General features: G+C 49.6%; 12 protein-coding genes. 7 read left to right on the top strand and 5 right to left on the bottom strand.

The genetic code is table 11. The features are described 5' to 3' along the window. Positions 1-34: 34 nt before the first annotated feature. Positions 35-1048 carry a PorP/SprF family type IX secretion system membrane protein gene (locus GA0116948_RS04785; RefSeq protein ID WP_089709465.1) on the bottom strand — a complete coding sequence of 338 codons (1014 nt, stop codon included), beginning with the start codon at positions 1046-1048 and terminating at the stop codon, positions 35-37. 88 nt (positions 1049-1136) lie between these two features. After that, positions 1137-11270, bottom strand: coding sequence for a gliding motility-associated C-terminal domain-containing protein (locus GA0116948_RS04780; protein ID WP_089709464.1), 10134 nt, complete (start codon positions 11268-11270; stop codon positions 1137-1139). Positions 11271-12176: 906 nt separating this feature from the next. On the opposite strand from GA0116948_RS04780, the gene GA0116948_RS04775 reads away from it, so the two are divergent. The 5 genes from GA0116948_RS04775 (at position 12177) to GA0116948_RS04755 (ending at position 19381) form a co-directional block, all read left to right on the top strand. Continuing rightward, entirely contained in the window at positions 12177-14744 is a 2568-nt protein-coding gene (locus GA0116948_RS04775; protein WP_089709463.1) for an NACHT domain-containing protein, read from the top strand. A gap of 64 nt (positions 14745-14808) precedes the next feature. Further along, positions 14809-15729, top strand: a complete 921-nt coding sequence (locus GA0116948_RS04770) for a transglutaminase domain-containing protein (RefSeq protein ID WP_089709462.1) — start codon at positions 14809-14811, stop codon at positions 15727-15729. A 455-nt stretch (positions 15730-16184) separates the two neighbouring features. Further along, on the top strand, positions 16185-16871 hold the full coding sequence (locus tag GA0116948_RS04765; protein ID WP_089709461.1) for a hypothetical protein: 687 nt from the start codon (positions 16185-16187) through the stop codon (positions 16869-16871). Between the two features lie 87 nt (positions 16872-16958). Continuing rightward, a complete protein-coding gene (locus GA0116948_RS04760) occupies positions 16959-18779 on the top strand; it encodes a chloride channel protein (protein ID WP_240619176.1) in 1821 nt (606 codons plus the stop codon). A gap of 128 nt (positions 18780-18907) precedes the next feature. Continuing rightward, positions 18908-19381: a GAF domain-containing protein gene (locus tag GA0116948_RS04755; RefSeq protein WP_089709459.1), complete on the top strand. Its 474-nt coding sequence runs from the start codon at positions 18908-18910 to the stop codon at positions 19379-19381. 10 nt (positions 19382-19391) lie between these two features. Here the strand turns inward: GA0116948_RS04755 and GA0116948_RS04750 are convergent, their stop codons facing one another. Both GA0116948_RS04750 and rpiA read right to left on the bottom strand, forming a co-directional pair. Next, positions 19392-20342, bottom strand: coding sequence for an NADP-dependent oxidoreductase (locus GA0116948_RS04750; protein WP_089709458.1), 951 nt, complete (start codon positions 20340-20342; stop codon positions 19392-19394). A gap of 59 nt (positions 20343-20401) precedes the next feature. Then, complete coding sequence (rpiA, locus tag GA0116948_RS04745) at positions 20402-21082, bottom strand: ribose-5-phosphate isomerase RpiA (RefSeq protein WP_089709457.1); 681 nt, start codon at positions 21080-21082, stop codon at positions 20402-20404. Between the two features lie 117 nt (positions 21083-21199). Between rpiA and GA0116948_RS04740 the strand changes: the two genes are divergently transcribed. Continuing rightward, positions 21200-22465: an alkaline phosphatase family protein gene (locus tag GA0116948_RS04740; RefSeq protein WP_089709456.1), complete on the top strand. Its 1266-nt coding sequence runs from the start codon at positions 21200-21202 to the stop codon at positions 22463-22465. A gap of 465 nt (positions 22466-22930) precedes the next feature. Continuing rightward, the gene (locus GA0116948_RS04730; protein WP_089709454.1) at positions 22931-24859 is read left to right on the top strand and encodes an SPFH domain-containing protein; all 1929 of its coding nucleotides are present in this window, start codon (positions 22931-22933) and stop codon (positions 24857-24859) included. A gap of 149 nt (positions 24860-25008) precedes the next feature. Here the strand turns inward: GA0116948_RS04730 and GA0116948_RS04725 are convergent, their stop codons facing one another. Further along, a complete protein-coding gene (locus tag GA0116948_RS04725; protein WP_089709453.1) occupies positions 25009-26145 on the bottom strand; it encodes a TlpA disulfide reductase family protein in 1137 nt (378 codons plus the stop codon). Positions 26146-26155 lie beyond the last annotated feature (10 nt).

Here is a 26155-nt window from a genome sequence, read left to right as displayed (position 1 = left end):
TGTTAAAGGCAATGTTAACTGAAACGGATATACGTTACAGGCGAGGGCAGAAGAAATGTTCTTCCGGCATCACTTTTTTCTTGCGGCAGATGTAGGACAGCGACACCTCGAAGGTATTCACGCCGTTCGTAAGCCGGTTCAGGCGGGAGGTGGTAACATCGTAACTAAGGCCCAGTACTGCATTTTTAAAGTGGAAACCGGCAAATGGAATTACCGCATCCTGGAAACGCACGCTGCAACCGGCCAGCATGTAAAACTCAGGATTCACTTTATACTGACCATACAACCCTACAAGTTTCTCTTCCGCCGTGCCTTGTTTCAGGTACATGAAATGCGGTGTAAGGCTAAAGCGGTCATCTACTTTTATACGCAGGCCCCCATGTCCGAGATAACGGGCGGGCAGGCTTTTATTTTTACCCTCGCTGGAGGTCAGGAAATGATCGTCGGGTTGTGTAACGTGGTTAACGCTAAAGCCAGCGAAGGGATTTAAAGTATGATCCGGATTCCCATCATAATAGAGTATGCCTACGGCAGCGTCGAAATTCAGGGAATGGGTATTGGTTAATGATTCTCCGCTATACAGGGAGGGGTCAAAACCCAATCCGGGCGAGTATTGCATACCTGTCTGGAACTTAGTGGGATCTACTTTGCGGCTGGTAAGGCCACCTTGCAAACCAAATACGATGTGTTGGTGCAGATTAGTCCCGAATTTTACACCAGAGTAGGAAAAGCTGGCCATGGCATTAAAATAATTAAATCCTGCCTCACCTGCCGACATATTTAACACCTTCACGCCTACACCGATATTTTTACCAGTGGCTGCATCCAGGGAAAATCCTGCGGTAGAATAAGGCTGACCAACGGAGGCCCATTGATTGCGATAATTCACCGTAGCGCGGTAATCTCCGTCGATAACACCAGTCAACGCTGGGTTTAGCCACAAGGGGTAGGCATAGTATTGAGAAAAATGTGGGTCTACCTGTGCATGCACCAACCGGGGCGCGATAAGACCCACAGCCAATAACATCACAACGAACAAGTTTTTCATAGCACTTTATTTTCACGTGTTTGATTGATGGGAGATGCGCAATTGAGCACATCTCTCCATCGTTTTTTATACTATCCAGGAGATCACTTTATCTAATAAGCGTGATGGTGCCGTACCGGGTAGCCTGCGATCCATCGGTAAGGGTGGCTTGCAGTGCATACACGTATACACCTGCGGGCTGTTTCTGTCCACTGTGCGTACCGTCCCATCCATTGCTTTGGTCTTTGCTTTCGAAGATCACCTGTCCGTACTGGTTGTAAATGATCAGGTGAAGGCTGGCGATAGATTGCCCGTAAACCATCAATTTATCATTGGCCCCATCGCCATTTGGCGAGAACACATTCGGCACATAGATCACGTTGCCTTTGGGTGCCGCAGAATGTCCGGAGATCGCAGCAATTCCGCTGGTTGCGCATCCCAGTTGGCCAATGGCTCTAACTTCAAATGCTACCCGCTGGTTGGGTTGAAGGCCGGTTACAGTGTGTGTAGTGCCAGTAGCACCCGAACTTGGCACAACGAAGTTGGTACCATCTGTACTCACCTCATATCCTTGCGCACCTTGTACTGCGGTCCAGCAGAAGGTTACCTGAGTGGCCTGTGAGCTGTCACAAACACTTACTACCGGTGCGTCTAACTGCTGCTCTACGTTTACGTCTGTACTAATTTTTTCTGCCGTGCCGCAATAGCTGCCAGGCGCAGTTTGCACATAGTATGTCGTAGAAGTGGTGAGGGCTGGCGTAGTGAAACTGTTGCCCGTGAACACTGGTGTAGTGGACGTGGCAGATGTATACCATGCGAAGACAACACCCGCTGTAGTACTGCTGGCCGTAAGCGTAGTAGCCGTACCCGGACAGATGATCTGGTCGCCGGTGATAGTGGGCGTAACACTAGCTGGCAACAGGCTCACGGTAACAATACCCCGTGTATTGCTGGTGCAACCACCACTCACATTTTCAGCTTCCACATAATAGTTGGTGGTACCAGTGATGACTGGTGTTTTAAAGGTAGCACCGGTGGCAATGGCTGTTCCGCCACTGGCGGTAGTGTACCAGTTGTATTGAATGCCAGCCGGCGGGTTGCTAATCGTAAGGGTGGCCTGCTGGCCGGTACATACACCTACCTGGTCGTTGGTAACGGTGGGGGTTGCCGGTGGAGTGCTAACGGTAATAGTAGCCGTAGCGCGGCCTGTGCTTACACAACCTGCGGTGGTGGCTGCTTCTACGTAATAGGTGCTGGCGGAAGTAATACCGGTAATGGTATAATCCGGACCGGTGAATACGGCCGTTCCGCCAGTGGAGGTAGTATACCAGCGATAGAGTATACCACCTTGAGGGTTCTGCACGCTGAGTGTTACGGACTGGCCACCGCAGCTAACGGAAGCAGGGTTGGCGACCGTTGGTATTGCGAGGTTATTTACCACCACCGCATGCGCTGCGGCGCGGGCCACGCTGGTACATCCACCATTCGGGTAGGCTGCCTCTACGAAATAGGTTTTATTCATTGTAAGCGCCGTGCTAGTGAAACTGCTGCCGCTGCCTACTTGTGTGCCGCCGCTGGCTGCATCGAACCAGGTGTACACCAGGCTTGCATCCGGGTTTTGAACCGTAAAGGTTACCGTACTTCCCAGGCAGGTTACCAGGTTGTCTGTGCCGAGAACTGGTGTCGTCGGGGTTTCCGATACGGTAGCTGTTGCTTTGGCACGGCTTACACTGGTGCAACTATTGGCATTGAGTGCCTGTACATAGTAGCTGGTAGTGGTGGTAATATTATTGACAGTATAACTGTTTCCGCTGGTGAGAAGGGTACCGTCGGTGGCTGCATTGAACCACTGGTAGGTAATGCCTGGTTGCGGATTGGTTATGTTAAAAGTAATGCTGCCGCTACCACAGGTCTGCACATCGGCGGCTGCCAGCGTGGGTATATCTGGAGATGACATCACCGTAGCAGTAACCGTTACGCGACCGGAAGTACCACCGCAATCTCCTGTTGCGCTGCCTGCATCCACATAAAATATGGCGGTGGCAGACAGGTTATCTGTTGTGAAAGTAGTACCAGTGAATACCGGTGTGCCGCCGGTAGCCGTGGTGTACCAGTTATACACCTGTCCTTTGATGGGCGATGCGATCGTGAAGGAGGCTTGCTGACCGCGACAGATGGTTACGTTATTGCTTACCAGCGTTGGTACAACCGGAGTTCCTACCGTTACCGTAGCTGCGGTACGGGCGGCGCTGGTGCAATTATCATTGTAAGCGGCTACATAATAAGTAGCAGCACTGGTAAGTGCCGGTGTAGTAAAGCTGGTGCCGGTGCCTAACTGATTACCACCGGTGGCTGCGTCGAACCAACGGTAGGTTACGCCGTCTGCCGGGTTGGTAATCGTGAAGGTAGCTGTTTGACCGGTACAGACATTAACGCTGGCTACCTGCAAGGTTGGTGCGGCCGGTGCAGTACGCAGCCTAACAGTTACGGATGCGCGGGTGGCACTGGTGCAACCTGTACCGTTGCCTGCCTGTACATAATACACAGCCGCGGAATCTACGGCAGCAATATTAAATTCAGGGCCGGTGAAAAGCAAAGTGCCTGCGGTGGCGCTGTTATACCATTGGTACGTAATTCCCGTTTGCGGGTTGGATACTGCCAGGGTAACGCCCTGACCTACACACACCGTATCAACGGTAACGGATGGTACTGGTACAGATGGCTGTGCACTAACCTGTACATTCGCTACAGTGCGTGCGCTCGGGTTGTTGCAGGTACCGTTAGTGCTTACTGCTTCTACATAATAGATCGCATTGGCCGTAAGGGCACCGGTATTGTAAGTGGACCCCGTGAAAACCGGCGTACCACCAATAGCAGTGGTGTACCAGCGCAGTGTAAGGCCGGCTGTATCGCCGCTCACCTGTAGGGTAGCAGACTGTCCACTGCAAATGCTCAGGTTATTACTTTTTAGTACGGGCGCATTAATAACGCTGCCTACAGTAACATGCACCGCAGTGCGTACGGTTGACCCACAGGTACCATTATACCCTTCTACATAGAACGTAGTGTCTTTGCTCAAGTTGGTAGTTACCAGCGGGTTGCCGGTGTATAACAACGTTCCGCCAGTGGCTGCGTTGTACCAGCGTACGGTAGCAGTGGCAGGATTTACCGTTGCACTGATCGATACCGGCTGACCGGCGCATATAGAAAGATCGCCGCCATCGATGGTTACCGCCGGTACGGGCAGCACGCTAACGGTTACGGGTACACGATTCGGATTTGCACATTCACTGGGTATTCTTACAGTCTGTACATAGAAAGTGGTGGCCGCAGTCAATGCCGGCGTAGTAAAATCTCCGCCGGTGTGCAGAAGGGTGCCACCTACAGGTGCGTCGTACCATTCTAGGCGAACCGTAGCCGGTGCGGTAGCATGCAGGGCGGCGGTACTGCCGGAGCAGATGGTCAGATTGGTAATATCTACACCAGGCGTTACCGGTTTGAGGCCGCCGTAGTACACGCGCAAATTTTGTGCTGCTGACAGGAAACCTGCATTCAGCCTTATTTCCACGCGATCAAACGAATTATTGGGTACTACATTCAGGTAGAATTTATTATCACTTGAAAGCAGGTTCAGGGTAATGGTTTGAAGATTTACATTATGCAGGTCATTATTGGAAGTAGCTCCGTTATAAGTAGCTACTTGCAGGCCTGCAATCAAACCAGCGCTTACCAGTTCTCCTGGGATTTCAAGGGTAAAGCGCGCGGTATCGCCGGCGGCTCCTCCCTGTGGCAGCGTGAGTATTTGCGATACGTACGCATTAGCCACGCCAACGGTCAGGTTAAGGGTGGAGTAAGAAGTAGTATCAGCATCCACGGCATTCCCGGGATCAGATACCGAGCAGCCTACGCAAAGACCATTGACTGTAGTGGTTTCTGCGATTGCCATATCGCAGGCAGGTGTCACATTATTTACCGTCACATTCACTGCAGTGCGGGCGCTCACACAGCCTGTTGAGGCTACGGATTCCACATAGTAAGTAGTGTTGGCAGTTAATGGAGGCGTGATATATTTATTGCCTATGAAAACAGGGCTACCACCAGTGGCTACGGTGTACCAGCGGTTCGTGATGCCGGTACGGCTGGAGTCTGCGGAGAAGGTTTCCGAAACGCCCACATTCACAACGGCAGATGCAGGTGTGATAACCGGCGCGGTTGGGATGGGGTTTATGACAACCTTTACTGCAACACGGGTGCTGCTGGCACAGGTGCCTGCTACCGTTTCCACATAATAGGTGGTGGTGGTATCGAGCAAAGGTGTGGTGAAGTTAGGGCCTGTAGAGATGGGGCTGCCACCAGTGGCGCTGCTGTACCAGTTAAAAATAACACCTGGTGTATTGGAAGTAGCGAGCAGCGTGGTATTGCTGTGTGCGCACAGGGTATCGGCGTCTGGTGTAACAACCGGTACAGGTGGGGTAGCCACCACATTGGCCAATACGGCCTTACGGGACACGTTAGCGCAACCGCCTGCGCTACTTGCTTCGAGGTAGTAAACTTTGGAAGCAGTAAGCGCCGGAGTGGTGAAGGTGGTGCCAGAATCCAGCGGGGTACCACCGGTTAAGGAAGCATACCATTTATAGGCAACACTGGTAGCGGCATTGGCCTTGAAGGTAGCTGTGCTGCCATTGCAGATGGTAACGGTGTCTGTTAATACCTGCGGTATATCCGGTACCGGTGATACGATAACGGTCATGGGTACACGTACATCAGCCGCACACCCGGTACTGGTTTTCACTGCTTCTAACCAGTAGATCGTATTATTGGTCAAAGCGGGCGTCACATAATTATTGCCTGTGAATATCGGTGTACCGCCTAGTCTTTGGGTATACCAGCGCACCGTATTGGTACTTACTGGTACCACAGAAAGACTGGCCTGCTGGCCTGCACAAATAACAGTGGTATCATTACCATTCACCACTGGTGCCGCCACCTTGCGGTAGGCATCGCGAATGGTTATCGCGTTCAGCGCTTGTGCCAAACCGGAATTCAGCCTTATTTCAATACGATCAAAGCTTGCAGAAGGTTTGAAAACGAAAGATGCCTGGGTATTGCTAAGCAGTCGCAGAGTAATTAAACCACCATTCACCGCTTGCAGGTCGTTATTAGAGGTAGTTCCATTATAAGTGCCTACCTGTAGATTGCTGAGCAGGCCTACATCCAGCAAACCGGAAGCAACGGTTAGGTCTACATATACACTGTCGCCTGGTTCGCTCACGCTGGGGAAGATCAATGTTTGTGACACATAACCGCCCAACAGTCCAAGGATGGTATGCAGAGTAGAACCAGTAGCAGCGCTGCTGTCTACAGAGAAGCCAGGACTATCGATATAGCAGCCTACGCAGATCCCGTTGGCAGTATTGGTCTGTGAAGTGGCTGCATCGCAGGGTACAATGCCATTGCTAGTGTCTGGCAGTACGGTTACGGCAAGCGGTATGCGGAAATTGGTTACACAACCGGCTGCGGTAGTGGCTTCTGCGTAATAGGTGGTATTATCCGTCAGTGATGGCGTAGTGAAGGTTTTACCCGTGAAGAGCGGTGTACCACCACTGGCCTGGCTATAGAAATTAAAGATAGCGGCCGTATCAGCAGCGGAGGCCGTGAAGGCTACGGAACTGCCATAAGCTACGGTGGCACTGGAAGGCGTTACCGTGAACGAGGCGGGTACGCGGCTCACGCTCACCTTAACAGGTACACGGTTACTAAGGCAACCGTTACTGTTAGACGCCACATAGAAGGTGGTATCGGCATTCAGCACACCTGTGGAGAAGCTATTGCCAGTGAAAATTACTGTAGTATCGGTGGCGTTGGCAAACCATTGGAAGTTTACATTGGCTGGGGCAGAAGCGGTAAGCGTAGCAGTGGTACCGGCGCAAATCTGTACATCGGCAACGGTAGGCGCTGCGGCAAGATTGCCCACGTTTACAGTGACAGCGGTACGTGCCGGGGAGTTACAGCCATAACGGCCAGCGGCTACATAATAAGTAGTGGTGGTGGTCAATGCGGGTGTAGTAAACGCATAACCTGTGCCCGCTGCCGTACCATCAACTGCCTGGGTATACCATGTAATCGTTGCATTGGCCGGTGCGGTTGCGGTAAGTGTGGCGGTAGATCCGCTGCAAATACCACTTACCGGTGTTACTACCGGGCTGGGGGTTACTGCTGCAGCATCATACACCAGCACACTGGTGATGGCGCTAACAGCACCACCTATACTGATGTTTACACCATTAAACGCCTTATTAACGGGAACGGTTACACGGAACCTGTTACCTGTAGATAACAGTGATATACGAATCAGGGAATCGGTGAGCAGTCGGTTATCGCCATTGGCAGTAGCGCCATTGTAGGTTTCTATCCGCACACCGCCCAGCACTTGCACATCGGCTATGCCGCCCGGTATTTCCAATTCTATGGACACGCTGTCGCCAGCGGGATAAGTGTTGGCGAAATGTAAAGTTTGACCATAATAGCCTAACAGGCCCACCGCAGCGGTGATCTTGCTGGCAGTGTTACGGTCACTGTCTACCGCCAGGAGTGAATCTGAAACACTGCACAGCGCGCAGATACCGCCAATATTTACCGGGCTGGTTTGGGTGGTGGCGTAGCTACATGGAGCCGGATCTACCGGGATATTAATATTTACAGTTGCCTGCGTGCGCGCAGTGCTGGTGCATCCACTGCCATTGCTCACCACCACGTAGTAGCTGGTGCTAGCCGTGAGGGCCGGGGTGGTGAAGGTAGTGCCGGTGTGCAGCGCGGTGCCACCGGACGATACATCGTACCAGGTATAAATATAAGCAGGATTGGGATCAACTATTGAGAAGGTGGTGGTTTCACCACTGTTTAAAGTTACGCTGGAAGGCGTAATAACAGCGGCGGGTAAGCCTGTAAACACGCTTACAGCGGCACGTGCCGGACTGGTACAACCATCAGCAGAAACGGCTTCCAGGTAATAAACGGTATTAGCCGTTACCGCTGGTGTTACAAAGTCGACACCGGTGAACAGTGGCACACCTCCCGTGGGCTGGCTGTACCAGCGGAAGGTAGCATTAGCCGGAGTGGTAGCATGCAGGGTAACTGGCTGGCCACCGCAGGCATACACACTATCCTCCTGCGGAGTAGGCGTACTCACAAAACGTTGTGCGTAAGCTATGTTTACAGCGGTCAGTGCTCCCACTGCGCCAGAGTTTAACCTCACCACAATACGATCGTAAGGGCCAGCGGGCAGGAAGTTCACCGTAGCCTGGCTGCCATTCAGCAAGCGCAAGGTGAGTAACTGGGGACTTAGGGTGGTTGCATCGTTATTGGCAGTGGCACCATTGTAAGATTGCACTTGTATACCACTGAGCAGGCCCACATCGGCCAGGCCGGTGGGGAAGCTCAACCCTATATGCACACTGTCGCCCTGGCTCACTCCACTAAACTGAAGTGTTTGTTGTACATAACCTCCCAGCAAGCCAAGTATTACGTGCAGCGTAGATACCGTAGTGCTGCTATTATCTACGGAGAGCGCAGGGTTTTCTACATAACATCCCACACATAGGCCGCTAGTAGCATTGGTTTGGCTGACTGCAGCGCCACAGGAAATATCTGGTACATCAGGATTGCTTACCGCTATGGCTACGGCTACACGCGAAGTGCTAACACAACCACTGGTTGCGTTGCTGGCTTCTACGTAATAAGTAGTATTAGCAAAAAGTAGTGGCGTTGTAAATGTAGCGCCGCTGGCAATACTGGCCCCGCCAGTAGCAGCAGTGAACCAGTTAAAATTAACAGTGCCGGAGCTGGCCGATGCAGTAAATGACACTGCCTGGCCCGCCTGAATGGAAGCGCCGGCTGGTGTAACGGTGATACCGGAAGGTGCAGTAGCTACCGTAACCTTTGCAGCAGTGCGGGTGTCGCTGGTACATCCACCATTGGTGGCGCTCACATAATAAGTAGTAGTAGCGCTCAATGCCGGTGTGGTAAAATTAGTGCCGGTGGCCAATGGTGTGCTAGCAGTATCGCTTGCATACCAGTTAAAGGTAACCCCTGTTACCGGCGTTACGGCCAGGGTTGTTGTCTGGCCTTCGCAAATACTATCGGTTGCCGTAGCCAGTACTGGTGAAGCTGGTTTTGCATTTACCTGCACAGTTACCGGGGTGCGTACAGGGTTGGCGCAATTATAACGGCTGGATTCTACATAATACGTAGTATTGGCAGTTAGTGCCGGCGTGGTGAAAGTAGTGCCGGTACCAAGGGCCGTACCGCCTACAGGGGCGGCAAACCAGGCAATGTCTGTAGTGGGCGAGGTTACTGCAAATGATGCAGTGCTGCCCGAGCAAATATTTTCGGAAGCAGGCGTTATCACCGGCCTTGGTACAATTACGGACGCCCCGTATATATTAAGGGTAGTAAGCACGGTGCTTAAGCCGCCAATACTAACCAATACAGCATTGAAAGGCTTAGTGGCCGCTACTGTGGCATTAAAGCGCTCACCACCAAGGATGTTCAGGGTAAGGAGGGGATTATTCAGGAACACTGCATCGCCATTAGCCACACCATTATTATAGGTTTCCACACGAACGCTTCCCAATACCTGGAGATCGGCCAGGCCGCCGGGAAGGCTCAGGAGCAGCCGCACACTGTCGCCCACTGCATAACTTTGAGGATAGGTGAGCAGCTGGCCGGTGTAACCTGCCAAGGATAAGGGAATATGGATACTGGAAGCAGTGGTGGTATCTGTATCAATGGCATTGCCAGGATTGCTCACAGAACACAATGCGCAGACGCCGCCTGTATACACCGGACTTTGTTGGGTGGTGGCAAAACTACAGGATACATTGTTATTGATTGTCACCGTAACGGTGGCCAGTGTACGGCTGCTATTTACACAGCCTGCAGCTGAGGTGATCTCCGCGTAATAATTTTCATTGGTGTATAATGCTGGCGAAGTAAAAGAAGTACCTGTGCCTACCGGCGTACCACCGCTGGGAGAGGTATACCAGTTGTAGGTGGCACCGGCTACCGGGTTGCTAATACTTACCGTAGCAGTGGAGCCGCCTGCAATGGCTTGGGTAGCAGGCGTTACTACTGGGGCGGCAGGTAATGCATTGACCTTTGACGTTACGGGTGTGCGGGCGGGACTTATACAACCGGTGGCCAATGAAGCTTCTGCATAATAAGTGGTGGTGGCAGACAATGTGGGCGTTATAAATACAGTACCTGTGCCCACTGCAGTACCCCCTGCATTGGCATCGTACCAGGTGTAGGTGACCCCGGCTTGTGGTGAACTAATGCTGAAGGTGGCCGTTTGCCCGCTACAAATAGTATCAGAGTTGGCTGCCACCGTAGGGGTGGATGGGGTGGCATTTACATTTACGGTAATGGCCTTGCGCGTAGTGCTGGTACAATTACCTAACACTGCGCCGGCATAGAGTGTAGTCGTAGCCGTTGGCGTGAATGTATAATTATTGGTAGCTGCTACCGGAGCACCACCACTAGGGTCGGTAAACCATTGTATGGTAGCGCCGTCTGCTGGCACAGAAGCCGACAGGGTAACGGGTTGTCCACTGCAAACAGTAGTGGATGCCCCGTTATCAATACTAATATTATTGAGGTTTACAGGTGCGTAATAGGCGTAATACAGACGCAGAGAAGACAGTGCTGCAATGAAAGCAGACTCCCGGATTTCCACGCGGTCGAAAGTGGCGGTGGGGCGTAATACAACGACTGCAGAAGTAGAGTCGGACAATAGCCGAAGCAGATCGGGCGTTATCGTGGTAGCATCATCATTGGATGTACTACCATTGTAAGTGGTGATGGTGATGTTACTGATAAGATTTGCTGAAAGCAGGGATTGAGACGTACCTATCTTGATAACCAGGGAATCGCATCCGGGATTGGGGTTTGTCGTTGGGAACTTCAGGTTCTCATATACCGAAACGCCTACTGCCACCCCATTCATATTAAAGGTGGCATAGTCGGTGAGACTGGTATTGTTTACTGCATTCTCGGGGTTAGTTACCGGGTCCCATGAACATAACAAGCACAAACCAGAACGACCATTGGTCTGAGAAGTAGCATACACCTGCTGGGCATAAGTTTGGGAGAAGGGACAACCTATTAACCATAACATGGACAACAGGAAAGTAATAGCAGTCACCTTGCGCTGGAGCGTAGCATTCACCTGCATAGTGGTTTTCATTTGGGTCTATAATTTTTTAGTCCATCATTGAGGACTGCACGGAGGATTGCGTACAGTAAGCGGCAAGGGTTATGACGCGCAGAAAGATCGCTGTCAAATATTCCAGGATATTAAGTAGGATACTAATAAGAGGATTTTGATAGTAAAATTTCTCCGGTAGTTTTTTATTTAATTAAAAAAATAAGGAATTCGAATATTGTTTTTGAAGGGAACCATTCACTAATTATTCACTCAATATGACGTATGCGTGCTTATTCTCATGCTCGTGTTAAACCAAAAGTAAACGACTCAATTCGTTTAGTTGCATCCCTTTTCATTCATTCAGCAAGTAACTTATTCATAATTGTTCAGTGCGTTTTTAAATTATTCATTCTTGTTCATTCAATGGCAAAACAAGCAGCATCAAGGGCAGCAATATAGGGGAGGAATAGATGGTTGACATATAACCGAAATTATTAACAAACTGTTTTTCAAGTAGTTATAAATTTATCTTGTGCAGCCCAATAGCGTACCGAACCGCTTCCGCAAATAATCTGCTACGTTTGTCTTAATTGTTGGGATATGTTACTACTTGGTTTATAAAGGATCTTGAAGCCTATTACCGCGACCATACAGCATTTTAGTTAGTCTTTTGCCCTCAAAAAAATTTATTATAAAATAAAAACTTGTCGTAGTTTTATTACATCCTGTAAGTGCTCCCGAAAACCCAGCTTACAAAAGAGATTGTTACAAATATATTATAATCAACATATGTATTGTTGGTGCTAAAGTGCATGCCTATATCCTGGGGTGTATTTAGCTATAAAAAACCCTTGTTCATTTCATTCATTCCGAACAATAAAAAATCCAGATTGTCAAGCATACACGTAACTAACTCAATCACTAAAACTCCTTGCACTGTACCCTATGATAGATCTATCCTATGACTTTATCATAACGCTCCAGAAGGAGGTGTTGCGCAAATTTGGTTCGGAAGTGATCCTTCCGGCAGATTGTAAACACCTATCTCAATCGATCTTGGATGCGACGACTAAATTAGTCAGTGAAACCACGTTAAAGCGCGTTTTCGGATTTGCCGTAGCCCAACACAGCTTCTCCCGTTATACGCTCAACACCCTTTCCCAATATTGTTGCTACAAAGACTGGGAAGATTTTCAACATCAACATATCCAGCAAGTGCATGGGGCACCTATAGCGGAAAGTACCAAATGGGCCACCCTGAAAGCCAAGGCAGATGCAGTATCCCACTACACCCTGCTTACGCTGAAGAACCGCTCAGGTGTGCCATTCCAGCAAACAGCAGCCCGGCAATATTGTTTTGCACATGTAGAGCGTTTCCTGGAAAGTGACTACACCGCTACGGCCCTTATTGCCCCCTCCGGTTGGGGCAAATCCATTGCGCTGGTGCATGTAGCGGAACATTTCTGGTTTGGCCGCGACGCCCGCTATAAACAAGACATCTGCTGGTTCATCCACGCCCATGCAGCGGGCAGTCTTTTACTTAAGGGCTTTTCTCTTTCTACCTGGCTGGACAACCAACTTAACCTGGGGGCCGGCGAAAACCTCCGCGAATATTTTTCCGAGCATTTTAAAGATAAAGGTGGCCGCCTATTATTGATCATCGATGGTTTCGACGAGATCTCGGTGGCTGGCGATAAACTTCGCGTATTATATTCCAAACTGGAAGACTTTGTATACTCAAACGATTGCTATCCCTGGGTGAAAGTGATTCTTTCCATCCGTTCCAGCACCTGGTCCGACATTTTCCAACATTCTCAACAATATCCCGCCTTTCGGCGCTATTGGTATCTCGGACAGGAAATGGAGGAAGAGACCAGCATCAACTTACCGCCCCTTACCGAACAGGAAGTGAAGACAGTATTATATAATTACCAGTTTGATCCCGCTACGGTACGTACTTTCAGTGAGCAGTTCCTGCAACGTTTACGCCATCCTTATTATCTACAGATATTTTGCCAACTGAATGTCGATGCCGAAAAGAATTTTGTGGACGAAAATCTCAGCTTGTTTGAGATCATTTCTAAATTTGTGCAACAAAGGCTGTTCAATAGTCCCAGTAATAATTTCAAGATCCGTATTATCGATAAAATGTTGTCACTGCTAGACATGGGCCGCCATGGATTGTATACCGACAAAAGTCTTTTGCTGAACCAACACCTGGACCTTTTCCCTGCTTACAAAGAATTATTGGCCGATAATATCCTGGTGGAAGAAAATCTTAGCCAGGAGGTTATGTTTAATGTAAAGGTGCGGTTTGCCCACAATTTTTTACTGGAGTATTTCACGGCCATGAAATACCTGCAGGACAATAACCAACAAATTACGGAAGCGCTGGTAATAGAGGTATTGCAGCATTTCCCCCACTCTACTTTCCGCGTAGAGGTGTTTAAATGGCTGCTACGCTTTGCCATTAACCAGCAGCAGATCCAGAGCATTCAATACATTTTTCAGGTGCCGCTAATGCCGGTAGAAAAATCGTTGTTGCTGGAATACCTGGCCCTGCATTATCAGCACGAAAGCAAGGGCCATCACGAATTGAAAGCCATTTTTCCAACCGGCTATTTCAAAAAACACCCAATCAGCGATTATATCAGTGAAGATATTTTCCAGTTTCGCAAACGCAAGGTGCTGAATGCCCTGCTTACCCTGGTAGAATCGCCGGAAGATAAACTGCGCATCCGTTTCATCCTGTTCATAACTTCCCTGGTGCAACTGGATGCAGAGCAGTGTGAATTAGAATTGAGCCAGCTCAAAAAGATTTGCAATCAGGAAATTACACTGGAGCATCTCTGGATTAATCCGTATGAAATTGCGTTATTTATATATGAATACATGAAATTTGGCATTTCCGATGAAACGGTTTTGACCAAAATATACCAGTTCCCTTACTACTGGGAAGACCTGCAACGGCCTATGACCTGTAGCCAGGAAATTGTGTACCGCTGTCTGAGTACTGTATTCCTTATACTGGGTGATAACGAAACCCAGCAGCAATTTGGGCAACAGTTATTCCAGCACGTGCCTCACCTGCTTTTAAAAAAAACCGATCCTTTCCGGCTGTCAGTCATCTGCCGGCTGGCGGAGGCTTACCTTAACATGGGTGATGTCTTAAAAGCCGAACGGCTTAGCCGGCATGTGGGCCTGGTGTTAAAGCAATACCAAAGCCAGTATTTCATTGGCCGTTATACGGAGGTATTGCAAAAGGTAATACAGGCCTCTATTTTCTTTCATAAAAAAGAATACAACAAAGCCGTAAGACTGGCCGAACATGCCATGGAATGCCTGCATAAACTGGACTTTAAAATACTATCGCTGCTAAATTATCAGTTGCTCAGCAAATTGTATAAACAACTGCAAATGGAAAAGCAGTATAAAGAAATACAGCAGCAAATAGAACTGGTGCGGAAAAGCACTTCTTTTAAACAAGACCACATAAAGCTCCTGAATTATTAAGCCGTTTTTTTTTAACGTTTCCGCCAAAAAACATTGGCATACTTTTATAGCTGTATGAGGCAGCATGGGATTAGATCAAAGTAAATACACCTGGGCGCAGCAGTTCCTGCTCAATTTGTTGAGCCTTCTCACGATATTGCCGCTGGCACCCTACCTGAACCGCTTTCTGCCCCCACTTACTGCCGGCGGGTTCCACTGGGACCTCCTGCTGTCTGTTTTCATTGCCTTTTTATTTACCCGCCTGTTATTATGGATTTTTAAGCCGCTCATTATCCCGGCATTTGTACTGATGTGCGGGGTGCTGGTGTTTAATTCCTTCACCCACAATTATTCTTTCACCAACGTGGTAAACGACTACCAGGGCATGGTGCAGGGCAATTGGGGTACCAACGACAAAAAACAGTACGACATTCTCAGTTACTACCCCCGCCGGGTGTTAAATTACCGCGACCTCACCGTGGTGGGCATCCGGGAGAAGATCAATTTTAAAGATTCCCTGGTACGTAATTTCTCCGTGCAGCACTCCCTGGAAAATTTCGATGCGTATTTCGGCAAATATGGCAATATAGTGCGCTACCTCTCCCTCTTTAAATACATTAACGGTCATTTTAAATATGTAAAAGATACTTACCGGGACGATTACTTTGCCACCCCGATGGAAACCATCCACAATGGGCTGGGGGGCGACTGCGACGATCATTCCATCCTCATGGCCAGTTGCTTGCAAAGCATTGGGGCACGCTGCCGCATTGTGCTTATCAAGGGACATGCTTATCCTGAAATGTATTGTGGTAATAAAGAAAACTTTGAAGTGCTGAAACAGGCCATTGTACTGCTTTTTAACCACCCACCGGTAAAAGAGCTGACCTACCACGAAATGAAAGGGGAATATTGGATTAACCTGGATTATACCGCCAATCATCCCGGCGGGCGATACCTGAACGATCAGGTATATGCATTCATTCCACTTGTAGAAGAAGAATAAAAAAGCAGCATACAGGACAAGCAATACCCTGCTGCTGCCGATAGCAATGCATATATTAAGCAAAAAGAAAAGCTGTAGGAATCACTATAAAGAATGGTTGGTCCTTGATGTATAAAATACGTTTGGGAGATTGTGCCAGGAGCGTGCGGGGTGATACAGGACTAAAAAATTTACCACCAATAAATTAATACCGTGCACCAACACCCACAGCCTGGCTATTCTTGGCGTAAGTGCTGCCTGGATAGGCGGCAGCAGCATACGAACATAATAGTGATGAAAGAACTTGATAACTACCGTTTGCCGATAGTCTATCGAATTGGTAGACAAATATACGAGCAAAAATATTCTTTCCAAATAAATTTTTAAGCGGGCCGGAAATTGTTATTATCTTAACGATCACTCCGCAGCTCAACCTGCTTTTTCCCGCATTTTACGACCCATTCTTTATAGTGCATATGAATGAAAGAAGATCTTTGGTGATTTACCTGATCCTGCTGGGGTGGTGTCTGGTGGCCTTTGTGGCTGGCAGGCTGCTGCCCACCGGCCACCAGGCCCTGCGCCTGTTTGAAGGGGAGGCGTTGGCTGTGGTTTTCCTAGGCTTTTTTGCCGTGCCCTACCAGCACCTGGCCGGGCTGCCCACGCTACTGGACATACGGGTGAGCCAGCAACATCGTTTCCTGGCGCCCTTTGTAGTGGGAATAGCATTTGCCCTGGCAGACCTTTTGGCGCTCCATTTCATACGGCTGCCTGCAACGGGCCAGCTCCTGCCTTCGTTTTTACAACCCTTTCCATATTCCTTCCTTTATTTTGTAGCAGATGCTATTTACCTGGAGGTAATTTACCGGCTACTGCCATTTACCATCCTGCTATCACTCCTGGGACACCGGCAACTTACGGCAGGCCGTACCCCACTCGCCTTTTGGATAGTGGCGGCGCTATGTGCTGTGGCGGCCCCCTACCAGCTGATAGTAAAGGCCCCGCCCGCCCTGATGGTAACTATGTATGTGCTGCACTTTGTTTTTAATATGATACAGGCCCTGTTTTATAAAAATGCCGGCTTGCTGGCCTCTCTTTCCATGCGCCTGGGAAATTATTTGTTGTGGTATATCCTACTGGGCATGTGGTTACAATGGCACCTATAGCTATAGACATCCCTGCTTCTTTTTTTTCATTGTCTTATCTTTGCCCGCATGAGCCATTTTAGCCGCCTTCGGAAATTCCATGCTTTTTTGAAGTACAAACGCGACTTTCAACGATACAGCCTGCGCAAAGTAAAAGGCTATGAGATCGTTATGCACTGGCTGCATAATAAACTAACCCGTACCCAATTCCTTATTTTTTCAGGTATTCTGGTAGGTTGCACCGCAGGAATGGCGGGGGTAGTGCTTAAAATGCTCGTGCATTATATCCACTATTTTATTACCTACAAGGTACATTTTAGCACACAGGTGGTCTTTTATCTGGTATTTCCATTTCTGGGTATTGTACTAACCACGTTAATTGTGAAATGGTTTTTCCAGGGGCAGGCGCGCAAAGGGATACCAGCTATTTTGTACGAGATTGCGCAGAACAGCAGTTTTATTCCTCCGGTAAAAATGTATTCGCAGATCATCCAGAGCGCCGTAACGGTGGGCCTGGGCGGATCGGCGGGGTTGGAAAGCCCGATTGCGGTGACGGGGGCTGCCATTGGGTCTAACTACGCGCGCACGTATCACCTGGGTTATAAAGAACGCACTTTGTTGCTGGCGGCGGGCGCTACGGCCGGCATTGCATCGGCCTTTAATGCACCCATTGCGGGCATGATGTTCGCTTTCGAGATCCTGCTGACCGGGGTGGTATTTTCCGACTTTATCCCCCTCATTGTGTCGGCGGTGTGCGGAAGCCTGTTGTCGAAGGTGATCTTGCAGGAAGAAGTGCTTTTTCACTTTGAATCGCGGCAGCCGTTCAATTATCACAACATTATTTTTTACCTGGGGCTGGGCATCCTGTGTGGGTTATATGCGCGTTATTACGTGCTGATGGCCGGGATGACAGAGCGGTTTTTCCATAAATTGAAACTCACGCCGGTGCGAAAAGCGGCCCTGGGAGGCATTTTTTTATCGGTAGCCTGCGTGCTGATGCCACCGCTCTTTGGCGAAGGTTATACCACCGTAAAAGAACTGGCTGCTGGCAATGCGCAGAATATGATTGAACATAGTTTTCTCCGCTACCTGCCCCTGGAAAGCTGGATGGTATTGCTTTTTACCGGCTGTGTATGTTTGTTGAAAGCCTTCTCTGCAGCGGTTACCATACAGAGTGGAGGCAATGGGGGCAACTTTGCACCTTCGCTGTTTTCGGGTGCTTTTCTCGGCTACTTTTTTGCGGTGATCTGCCACACGCTAGGCGTACAAACCATCCCGGTAACTAACCTGGTATTGGTGGGCATGGCGGGTGTGATGAGCGGCGTAATGTATGCCCCGCTCACGGCAATATTCCTGATTGCGGAAGCCAGTTCCGGTTATGATCTTTTTATCCCGCTGATGATGGTAACGGTGATCGCTTTCCTGGTGGTAAAATGGTTTTCGCCTATTTCCCCGGAAATGCAGGACCTGGCCATGCAGGGCAAAATCTTCACCCGCGAGCATGATAAAAATATTTTGTCGCTGCTGAAACTGGAATCGATGATAGAAACCGATGTGCAGACGATCACTTCTTCTGCCCGCCTGCGGGAAGTGATAGAATTGCTGAAAAAGGGACACCGCAATATCATTGCAGTAGTAACACCTGGCGGCCAACTGGAAGGCCTGGTAACCCTGGACGAGCTGCGCCCCATCATGTTTAACCCCGACCTGTATGATAAACTTATTGTAAAGCAGATCATGAAACCCACACAGGCCGTTGTGCTGGCAGACGACAGCATAGTAACGGCGGTAGATAAATTAGAGAAAGCCCAGGTATGGGACCTTCCGGTGATAAAAGACCGGCAACTAGTAGGGTTTATATCGAAATCTGCGATCTTAAATCAATACCGCAGCATGTTGCAGGAACATTCCGATTCGGCGGAAGCGTGATCAGCGGGGAACTTGCTATACGTTACTAGAAGCACTATATCTTTACTTTACCTCCAACTCCGGGAGATAGGGAGAGAAATTTTGAACCCATTATTAATCTTATTTTTGCCAAGCAATATTACTATAACATGGCGGAAGACTTACAGATTGCCACCGGCAGTAAGGTGGCGCAATACGAAGCGCTATTGCCCCAGATTAAGGCCTTGATCACGGGTGAGCCAGACCTGGTGGCCAATCTGGCCAATATAGCAGGGGCGCTCCGGGAGCAGTTTGGATGGTTCTGGGTGGGTTTTTATCTTGTAAAATCTGAAGAGCTGGTGTTGGGACCTTTCCAGGGACCGGTGGCCTGCACCCGCATTCGCAAGGGCCGGGGCGTATGTGGCAGTAGCTGGGCCGAGCAGCATACATTGATTGTACCGGATGTGGAAAAATTTCCAGGGCACATTGCCTGCAGCAGCCTTTCCCGCTCCGAGATCGTAGTACCCATTATCCGCCATGGGGAAGTGCGTGGCGTACTGGATGTAGACAGTGCTGCGCTGGATGCATTTGATACAACTGACCAACGCTTTTTAGAAGAAGTAGTAAGCTGGATTGAAATATAGTATCCCGTATTTATTCCCCTATTGTTATGACCAATTTCCCCTTCGTTTTCCCGGAGCGGCTCTGTGCCAGGGCTTCCGGGGCTTTTTCCAATGGTACTTTCTGAATGGGTGGCAGTTTGAGGGCACCGGATTCCACCAATTGGGTAATCACCTGCAAGGCATTGGCATTGGCCTGTAGTTCAAAATTTTCACCGGTAATACCTTGTTTCTCTAACGCTTTTTCATCGGCCACAAATACAGTGGTGAGGGCATAACCGCCGGGTTTCACCTGGGTGGCTAGTGCTGCAAAGGTTTCTTTATCGCTTACCATATCGATCAGGGCATCTATGCCTTGCGGATACTTTTCTTTTAGCTGGTCTACAATATTGCCCTGGGTATGGTCTATGATCACGGTGGCGCCCAGCTGCTTTATATTTTCTGCCGCTGCAGGGCTGGCGGTGGCAATCACCTGCAAGCCCTTACCGGCGGCTATCTGTACAGCAAAGCTGCCTACCCCGCCTGTAGCGCCTACTATAAATACGATGGGGCCATCTTCCAGGCCGGTGCGTACCACCAGGGCGTTGGCCGTCATGGCAGCGGTGGGCAGTGCAGCAGCATCTTCCAGGGAAATATTCTGGGGCACCGTATCCAAGGCGCCCTCCTGTGGCACCACCACATATTCGGCATAACTGCCGTGGCCCAGGGGGGTGGTAAAGAATTGTCCATAAATCTTATCGCCAACCTGGTGGCCGCTTACGCATTCGCCCAGGGCTTCTATAGTACCTGCGCCATCGGAGCCGGGAATGAAGGGGAAGTCGTGCTGGACATGCCCTTTTAAAAGGCCGTCTATCACTTTCCAATCGTAGGGGTTTACGCTGGCAGCGGCTAGTTTTACTAGCAGTTGTCCCTGGCCTGCGGTGGGTTTAGGCATGTCCGACAATATGGGCTGCATGCCGAAATCGGCTACGGTAATTGCTTTCATTGCACCTAGTATTTTGAGTAAAACGTTTGCACGATACGTGCCACGATTGGAGGCTGGTTTTATTTAGACAATATTTTCGTGGTTCCATCCTCAAAACCCAGCACCAGGATATTGGTACGATCTACGAACAAGCCATTTTCTACCACGCCGGGAATGGCATTCAGCAGGGTTTCCAGCGATTTTGGATTTTTAATGATGCCAAAATTACAATCGGCAATGTAGTTTCCGTTGTCGGTGATGAATGTTTTGCCATCTTTCTGGCGCAGTTTAGGCCGGCCACTCATGGCGGTTAGCTGGCGAAAAGTGTACTCCCAGCCGAAAGGCGTAACCTCAACCGGGAGGGGAAAGGCACCCAGGTGTGGCACAAATTTATGTTCGTCTGCCACCACGATAAGTTTGCGGCTGGCGCTGGCAATAATTTTCTCCCGCAGCAAGGCCCCACCCCCGCCTTTGGTAAGCTGGAGGTTTTCATCCACCTCGTCGGCCCCATCGATGTCTATATCCAGGTAGTCAAATGCTGTGAAAGTAAGAAGGGGTATCTGCTGCTCCCGGGCCAGTTCTTCCGACTGCACGGAGGTGGCAATGGCGCTGATCTGGAGGCCCTGCCGCACCCGGTTGCCAATTTCCATAATGGCCCAGTAGGCCGTAGAGCCAGTACCCAAGCCTACTTTCATCCCGTTCTCAATAAAATCCACCGCCCTGATACCGGCGGCTTTCTTAGCTGCGTCTGCGTTAGCCATAAGGGGAATTTTTGTGGTGCAAAGTAAATAAAAAGTAGGCTACCGGTATTAACCTACTTATAATATGACGGAAAGATCAATGCATGTACCTTTACGACTGGAAAATATTACTGCTTTATGTGGAAGAAACATTGCATAACGTTGCTGCTAACTAACCTTATTGCCATTTCCACCGTATACGCCCAGGACACCACCCAACACATAGTGGCGGGCAGGCACAATAGTCCTGCGCAACAACGGAAGCCTTATGTGATCATGATATCGATCGATGGCTGGCGTTATGATTACTTCCAAAAATATGGGGCCGTGAATCTGCAACGCCTCTCCGCTACAGGGGTGCGCGCCGCCAGCATGCAACCCAGCTTTCCATCGCTTACCTTTTCTAACCATTATACCCTGGTAACTGGCCTATACCCGGCACATCATGGGTTGGTAGACAACAATTTCTATGACCGCCAGCGCAACCAGGTGTACAAAATGAACGACTACAACACGGTGAACGATAGCAGTTGGTACCACGGTAACCCGCTGTGGGTACTGGCCGAAAAGCAACATATGGTGAGCGCCAGCTATTTCTGGGTAGGCTCCGAAAGTAATATTCAACATACGCCACCCACCTACTTTTTTAAGTACAACGAAAAAGTGTCTACAGAACGGCGTATACAGCAGGTAGTGGAGTGGCTGCGCCTTCCGGAAGCAGTGCGTCCCCACCTCATTACTTTTTATTTCCCGCAAGTGGATCATGCCGGCCATTACGCCGGCCCGGATGCAGACAGTACCCGGGAGATGGTACAGTATGTAGACGAAAGCATTGGTAAAATGGTGGCTGCGGTAGCACAGCTGCACCTGCCGGTAAATTACCTGGTGGTATCTGACCACGGCATGAAGACCGTAGACACGCTGCACAAGATAGCAGTAAATTTTTACCAGGGCGACAGCATTCAGTTACAGTCCGGCAATGAAAAGCTGCTGTTTTACAGCCAAAGCAAGTCACAACTGGATAGCCTGTATGCATCGCTGAAAAAACAGGCTACTCACTACACTGTGTACCGCAAAAAAGAAACGCCCCTTCGCTGGCACTATGGCCAGGAAGACCGCTATCACCGTATTGGCGACGTGATTGCCCTGGCAGATCCCGGTTATATTTTTGATGACCACCGCACCCATATCCATACTTCCATTGGCCATCATGGCTACGATAATAACACACCGGAAATGCAGGCCATTTTCCTGGCCTGGGGGCCTGCCTTTAAACAGGGCCTGCGCATTGCCAGCTTCGCCAACGTGCATGTGTATCCGCTGGTGGCGTATATGTTAGGACTGAAAATACCCGAACCGATAGATGGCAGGCTGCCAGTGCTGCGCGGCATTTTAAAAAAATAATAAGGGTAGCCTTTTGCGCAACCATGGTAACCGTTTTATTGCAGGTGTGGAAATCCTGCTTGTAACTACGTTGCAAAAATATTTTCGGCGGTTTTCACACCGGTTTTGCACCCCTGGAATTAATTGATTGATAAGCCATTGATGACCCGAAACACCCACCCATAAAGCGTTTCAAACAAACGTTTGCATTACAGAATTATTTGCGTGGAATAAAAAAAGATATAAACTTTGTGTGGTAATTTTATTACGATGAAATCTGACAGTAAGCGTGCTACTTTTTCCCTCGCTTTGGTAGCAACATCATTTGAAAAAGCACCGCCCCGTTTTCCCTGCACAACGTAAAAGTCCCGACAAAACTTTCTACCGTTCCTTTTGCAATGCACTGGCATAATCTGCCATGGCAATATAATGGCTGTGGCCAACTTTATATACCTATTTCCTTTCATCATCAATTAAAAACACACTATGCATACATCCGCTGTTTTGCAGTGGAGCCTTATGGGCTGCGCACTGCTTTTATGCCTGGTACTTTACAAATTAATTCTTCGTATATGCTTTGGCGTTATCATTGTACCGGAAGACCAGATCGGCCTGGTGAAGAAAAAGTTTAAGCTGGTTGGTAAGCAGGCATTGCCCGAAGGGCGTATCATTGCTACTGGCGGTGAGGCTGGTTTCCAGGCCCAGACGCTGGCTCCCGGCGTGTATTTCAAGAAATGGATATGGCAGTACACCGTTACTTTCCAGCCCTTTACCGTAATTCCTACCGGCATGATTGGCCTGGTGCTGGCTAAAGACGGTGCCGAGTTGGAAACGGGGGCTATCCTGGCCCGCAAAGTACCTTGCGACTCCTTCCAGGACGCCCTGGCCTTCCTGCAAAACGGTGGCCGCAAAGGCCGGCAAACGGCCATTATGACGCCCGGCTCTTATCGTATCAACACCTACCTGTTTGACGTGGAGATTGTAGGCATGACCTCCATTCCAGACAATGCGGTGGGTATTGTAACCACCCTGGAAGGGCAATCGCTGGACCAGGGCATGATAGCTGGTAAGATCGTAGCGCAGCACACCAACTACCAGGATGTGGACGCCTTCCTGGACAATGGTGGCTATAAGGGCCTACAGGAGCAGGTGATCCTCTCCGGCTCTTACTTCCTAAACCCCTGGTTTGCCACCGTGGAAATGGTGCGGATGACGGAGATCGTTATTGGTCATGCAGGCGTGGTAATTTCTTTCGTGGGTGATGAAGGTGTAGACCTGAGCGGCAAGGAATTTAAACATGGTAACATTGTGGCCAAGAGTTTCAAAGGCGTATGGGCCGAACCGCTGGGGCCAGGTAAGTACCCCATTAATCCATACATCATGAAAGTGGAAATGGTGCCTACTACTAACCTGGTGCTGAACTGGGCCTCTGCCCGCAGTGAAGCGCACCAACTGGACAAAAACCTGTCTACCATTACGGTGCGTTCTAAAGACGGGTTTACGTTTACGCTGGATGTGTCGCAGATCATTCACATTCCCAGCCCGGAAGCGCCGAAAGTAATTGCCCGCTTCGGGAACATGAGCAACCTGGTAACGCAGGTGCTGGAGCCTACTATTGGCAACTACTTCCGTAACTCGGCGCAGGATGCAGACGCCATCGACTTCCTGAAAAGCCGTAAGGAACGCCAGGAGTCTGCCCGCCTCCACATAGGCCGCGTACTGGAACAATATAACGTACATGGGGTAGACACTCTGATCGGCGACATTGTACCACCGGAAAGCCTGATGAAAACCCTCACAGACCGTAAGCTAGCCGAAGAACAAAAGGTAACCTACGACACGCAGAAAATGGCGCAGGAAACTCGCCAGTTGTTGGAAAAAGAAACGGCCATTGCCGAAATACAGAAAGAGATTGTGAAGGCAGACCAGGGTGTATTAATTGCAGAAAGAATAGCTGATGCCTCTGTTAAAAAGGCCACAGGTGATGCCAACTCTGTGCGTTTACAGGCCACGGCGGAAGCAGACCGCCTGCGTTTACTGGCCAGCGGCGAGGCCGAAAAAGTAAGGTTGCTGGCCCGCGCGGAAGCCGACCGTACCGAATGGCAGGCCAAGGCGGAAGCAGAACGTATATCCGCCACCGGTAATGCGGAAGCAGAGAAGATACTGGCCATCGGTAAGAGCAGTGCTACCTCTTATAAACTGGCTGTGGATGCCATGGGTGGGCAAAACTTCACACAACTGAAAGTAATGGAAGCCATCGGCGCCCAGCAGATCAAAATTATGCCGGATGTACTGATTGGCGGTGGAGGCGATGGGGCCAATGGCCCGATCAGCGGTTTGCTGGGGCTACGTTTGCTGGAGGAAGTGCAGGCCAGAAGCGGCGCGCAGGAAACACCACCGGCTACACAAGCGTAGAATTTTAAAGCACGCTTACCATTGCAAAAGGCCCGGCATTGCGCCGGGCCTTTGCTGTATTAACACAGGTGATGATACCAAACAAAAACGGCTGCCCGATCTTTTATCGAAGCCACCGCCGTTTTTCTTAGCAAACAATGGATAATCTTCTATTTGATCAGCGTAGTAAGTTGTTTTTCCAAATTTTCACCCCGCAGGTTGCGGGCAATGATTTTGCCTTCCGGGTTAATCAGAAAATTGGAGGGCACCGCACTAATACCGTATTGACGGGCGGCTGCATTGTCCCAGTACTTAAGATCAGACACATGGGTGAAAGCCTGAACACCATCTTTTTGGATAGCATCCAGCCACGCATCTTTCTGGCCCTGCTTGTCTAGCGAAACACTTAACACGCTAAAGTTTTTTTGTTTAAAATGCTCATAAGCCGCCAGCACATAGGGGCTTTCTGCGCGGCAGGGACCACACCAGGAGGCCCAGAAATCCAGCAGCACATATTTGCCCCGGAAGTCGGAAAGTTTTACCGGCTTGCCATTCACGTCGTTCTGTGTAAAGTCTGGTGCAGGAGAACCGATGGCCAAGCGTTTTTCGTTATCCATCGTCGCTTTAAATTCTTTACCGAATGAGCTGTTGCGCACTTTTTCGGATAAGGCATTGTACATGGGTTCCAGTACGGGAAGGTTCATGTTATTGCGTACAGATAGCTCTTTCAGCGCAATCACACTGAAGTAGGAATCGGGGTTGCCGGTGATAAAAGTTTTCTGCAATACTTCCCTTACCATCACGGCTTGGCGGAAACGGGCATCTAACGTTTTCATGAAGAAGGTATCTTTTAACTGCTCCTGGGTGGCGGCGCCATAGTCGCGGTTAATATACTTCATGCAGGAATCGTAGGCAGAGATATACAAGTTATAACGGTCGTACTCCTTATTGAGCGTTGAGCCGGAAATGCTGGCCGTGGCCACACTGTCTGCACCGGTAATGGTAATAACGCCAGGCTCCAGGTACAGTAGCCGGTGATCGTTGTCGCCGCCGGGTACCAGGTCACCCTTTCCCTCGTGGTCCATCATCAGCATGGCCAGGTAAGGCACGTCTATCGGTGCAGTCAGGGTAAATTCACCGTTTTTCACCTCCGCAGCATCCAGCCAGTTTTCGCCGTTATGACGGCGATCCAGGTATACCTTTGCCGGTGCATTGGCCGTACCGATCTTTCCTTTTAACACAAATTTCTGTTGGGCCAAAGCGGCCAACGGCATAACCATGCAGGCCAGCAAAATCCTTTTTCTCATTGTAGTTTTT

It is taken from the genome of Chitinophaga costaii (assembly GCF_900094705.1).
Classification (GTDB): Bacteria; Bacteroidota; Bacteroidia; order Chitinophagales; family Chitinophagaceae; genus Chitinophaga; species Chitinophaga costaii.
This window is presented reverse-complemented; position numbering and strand designations above follow the sequence as displayed.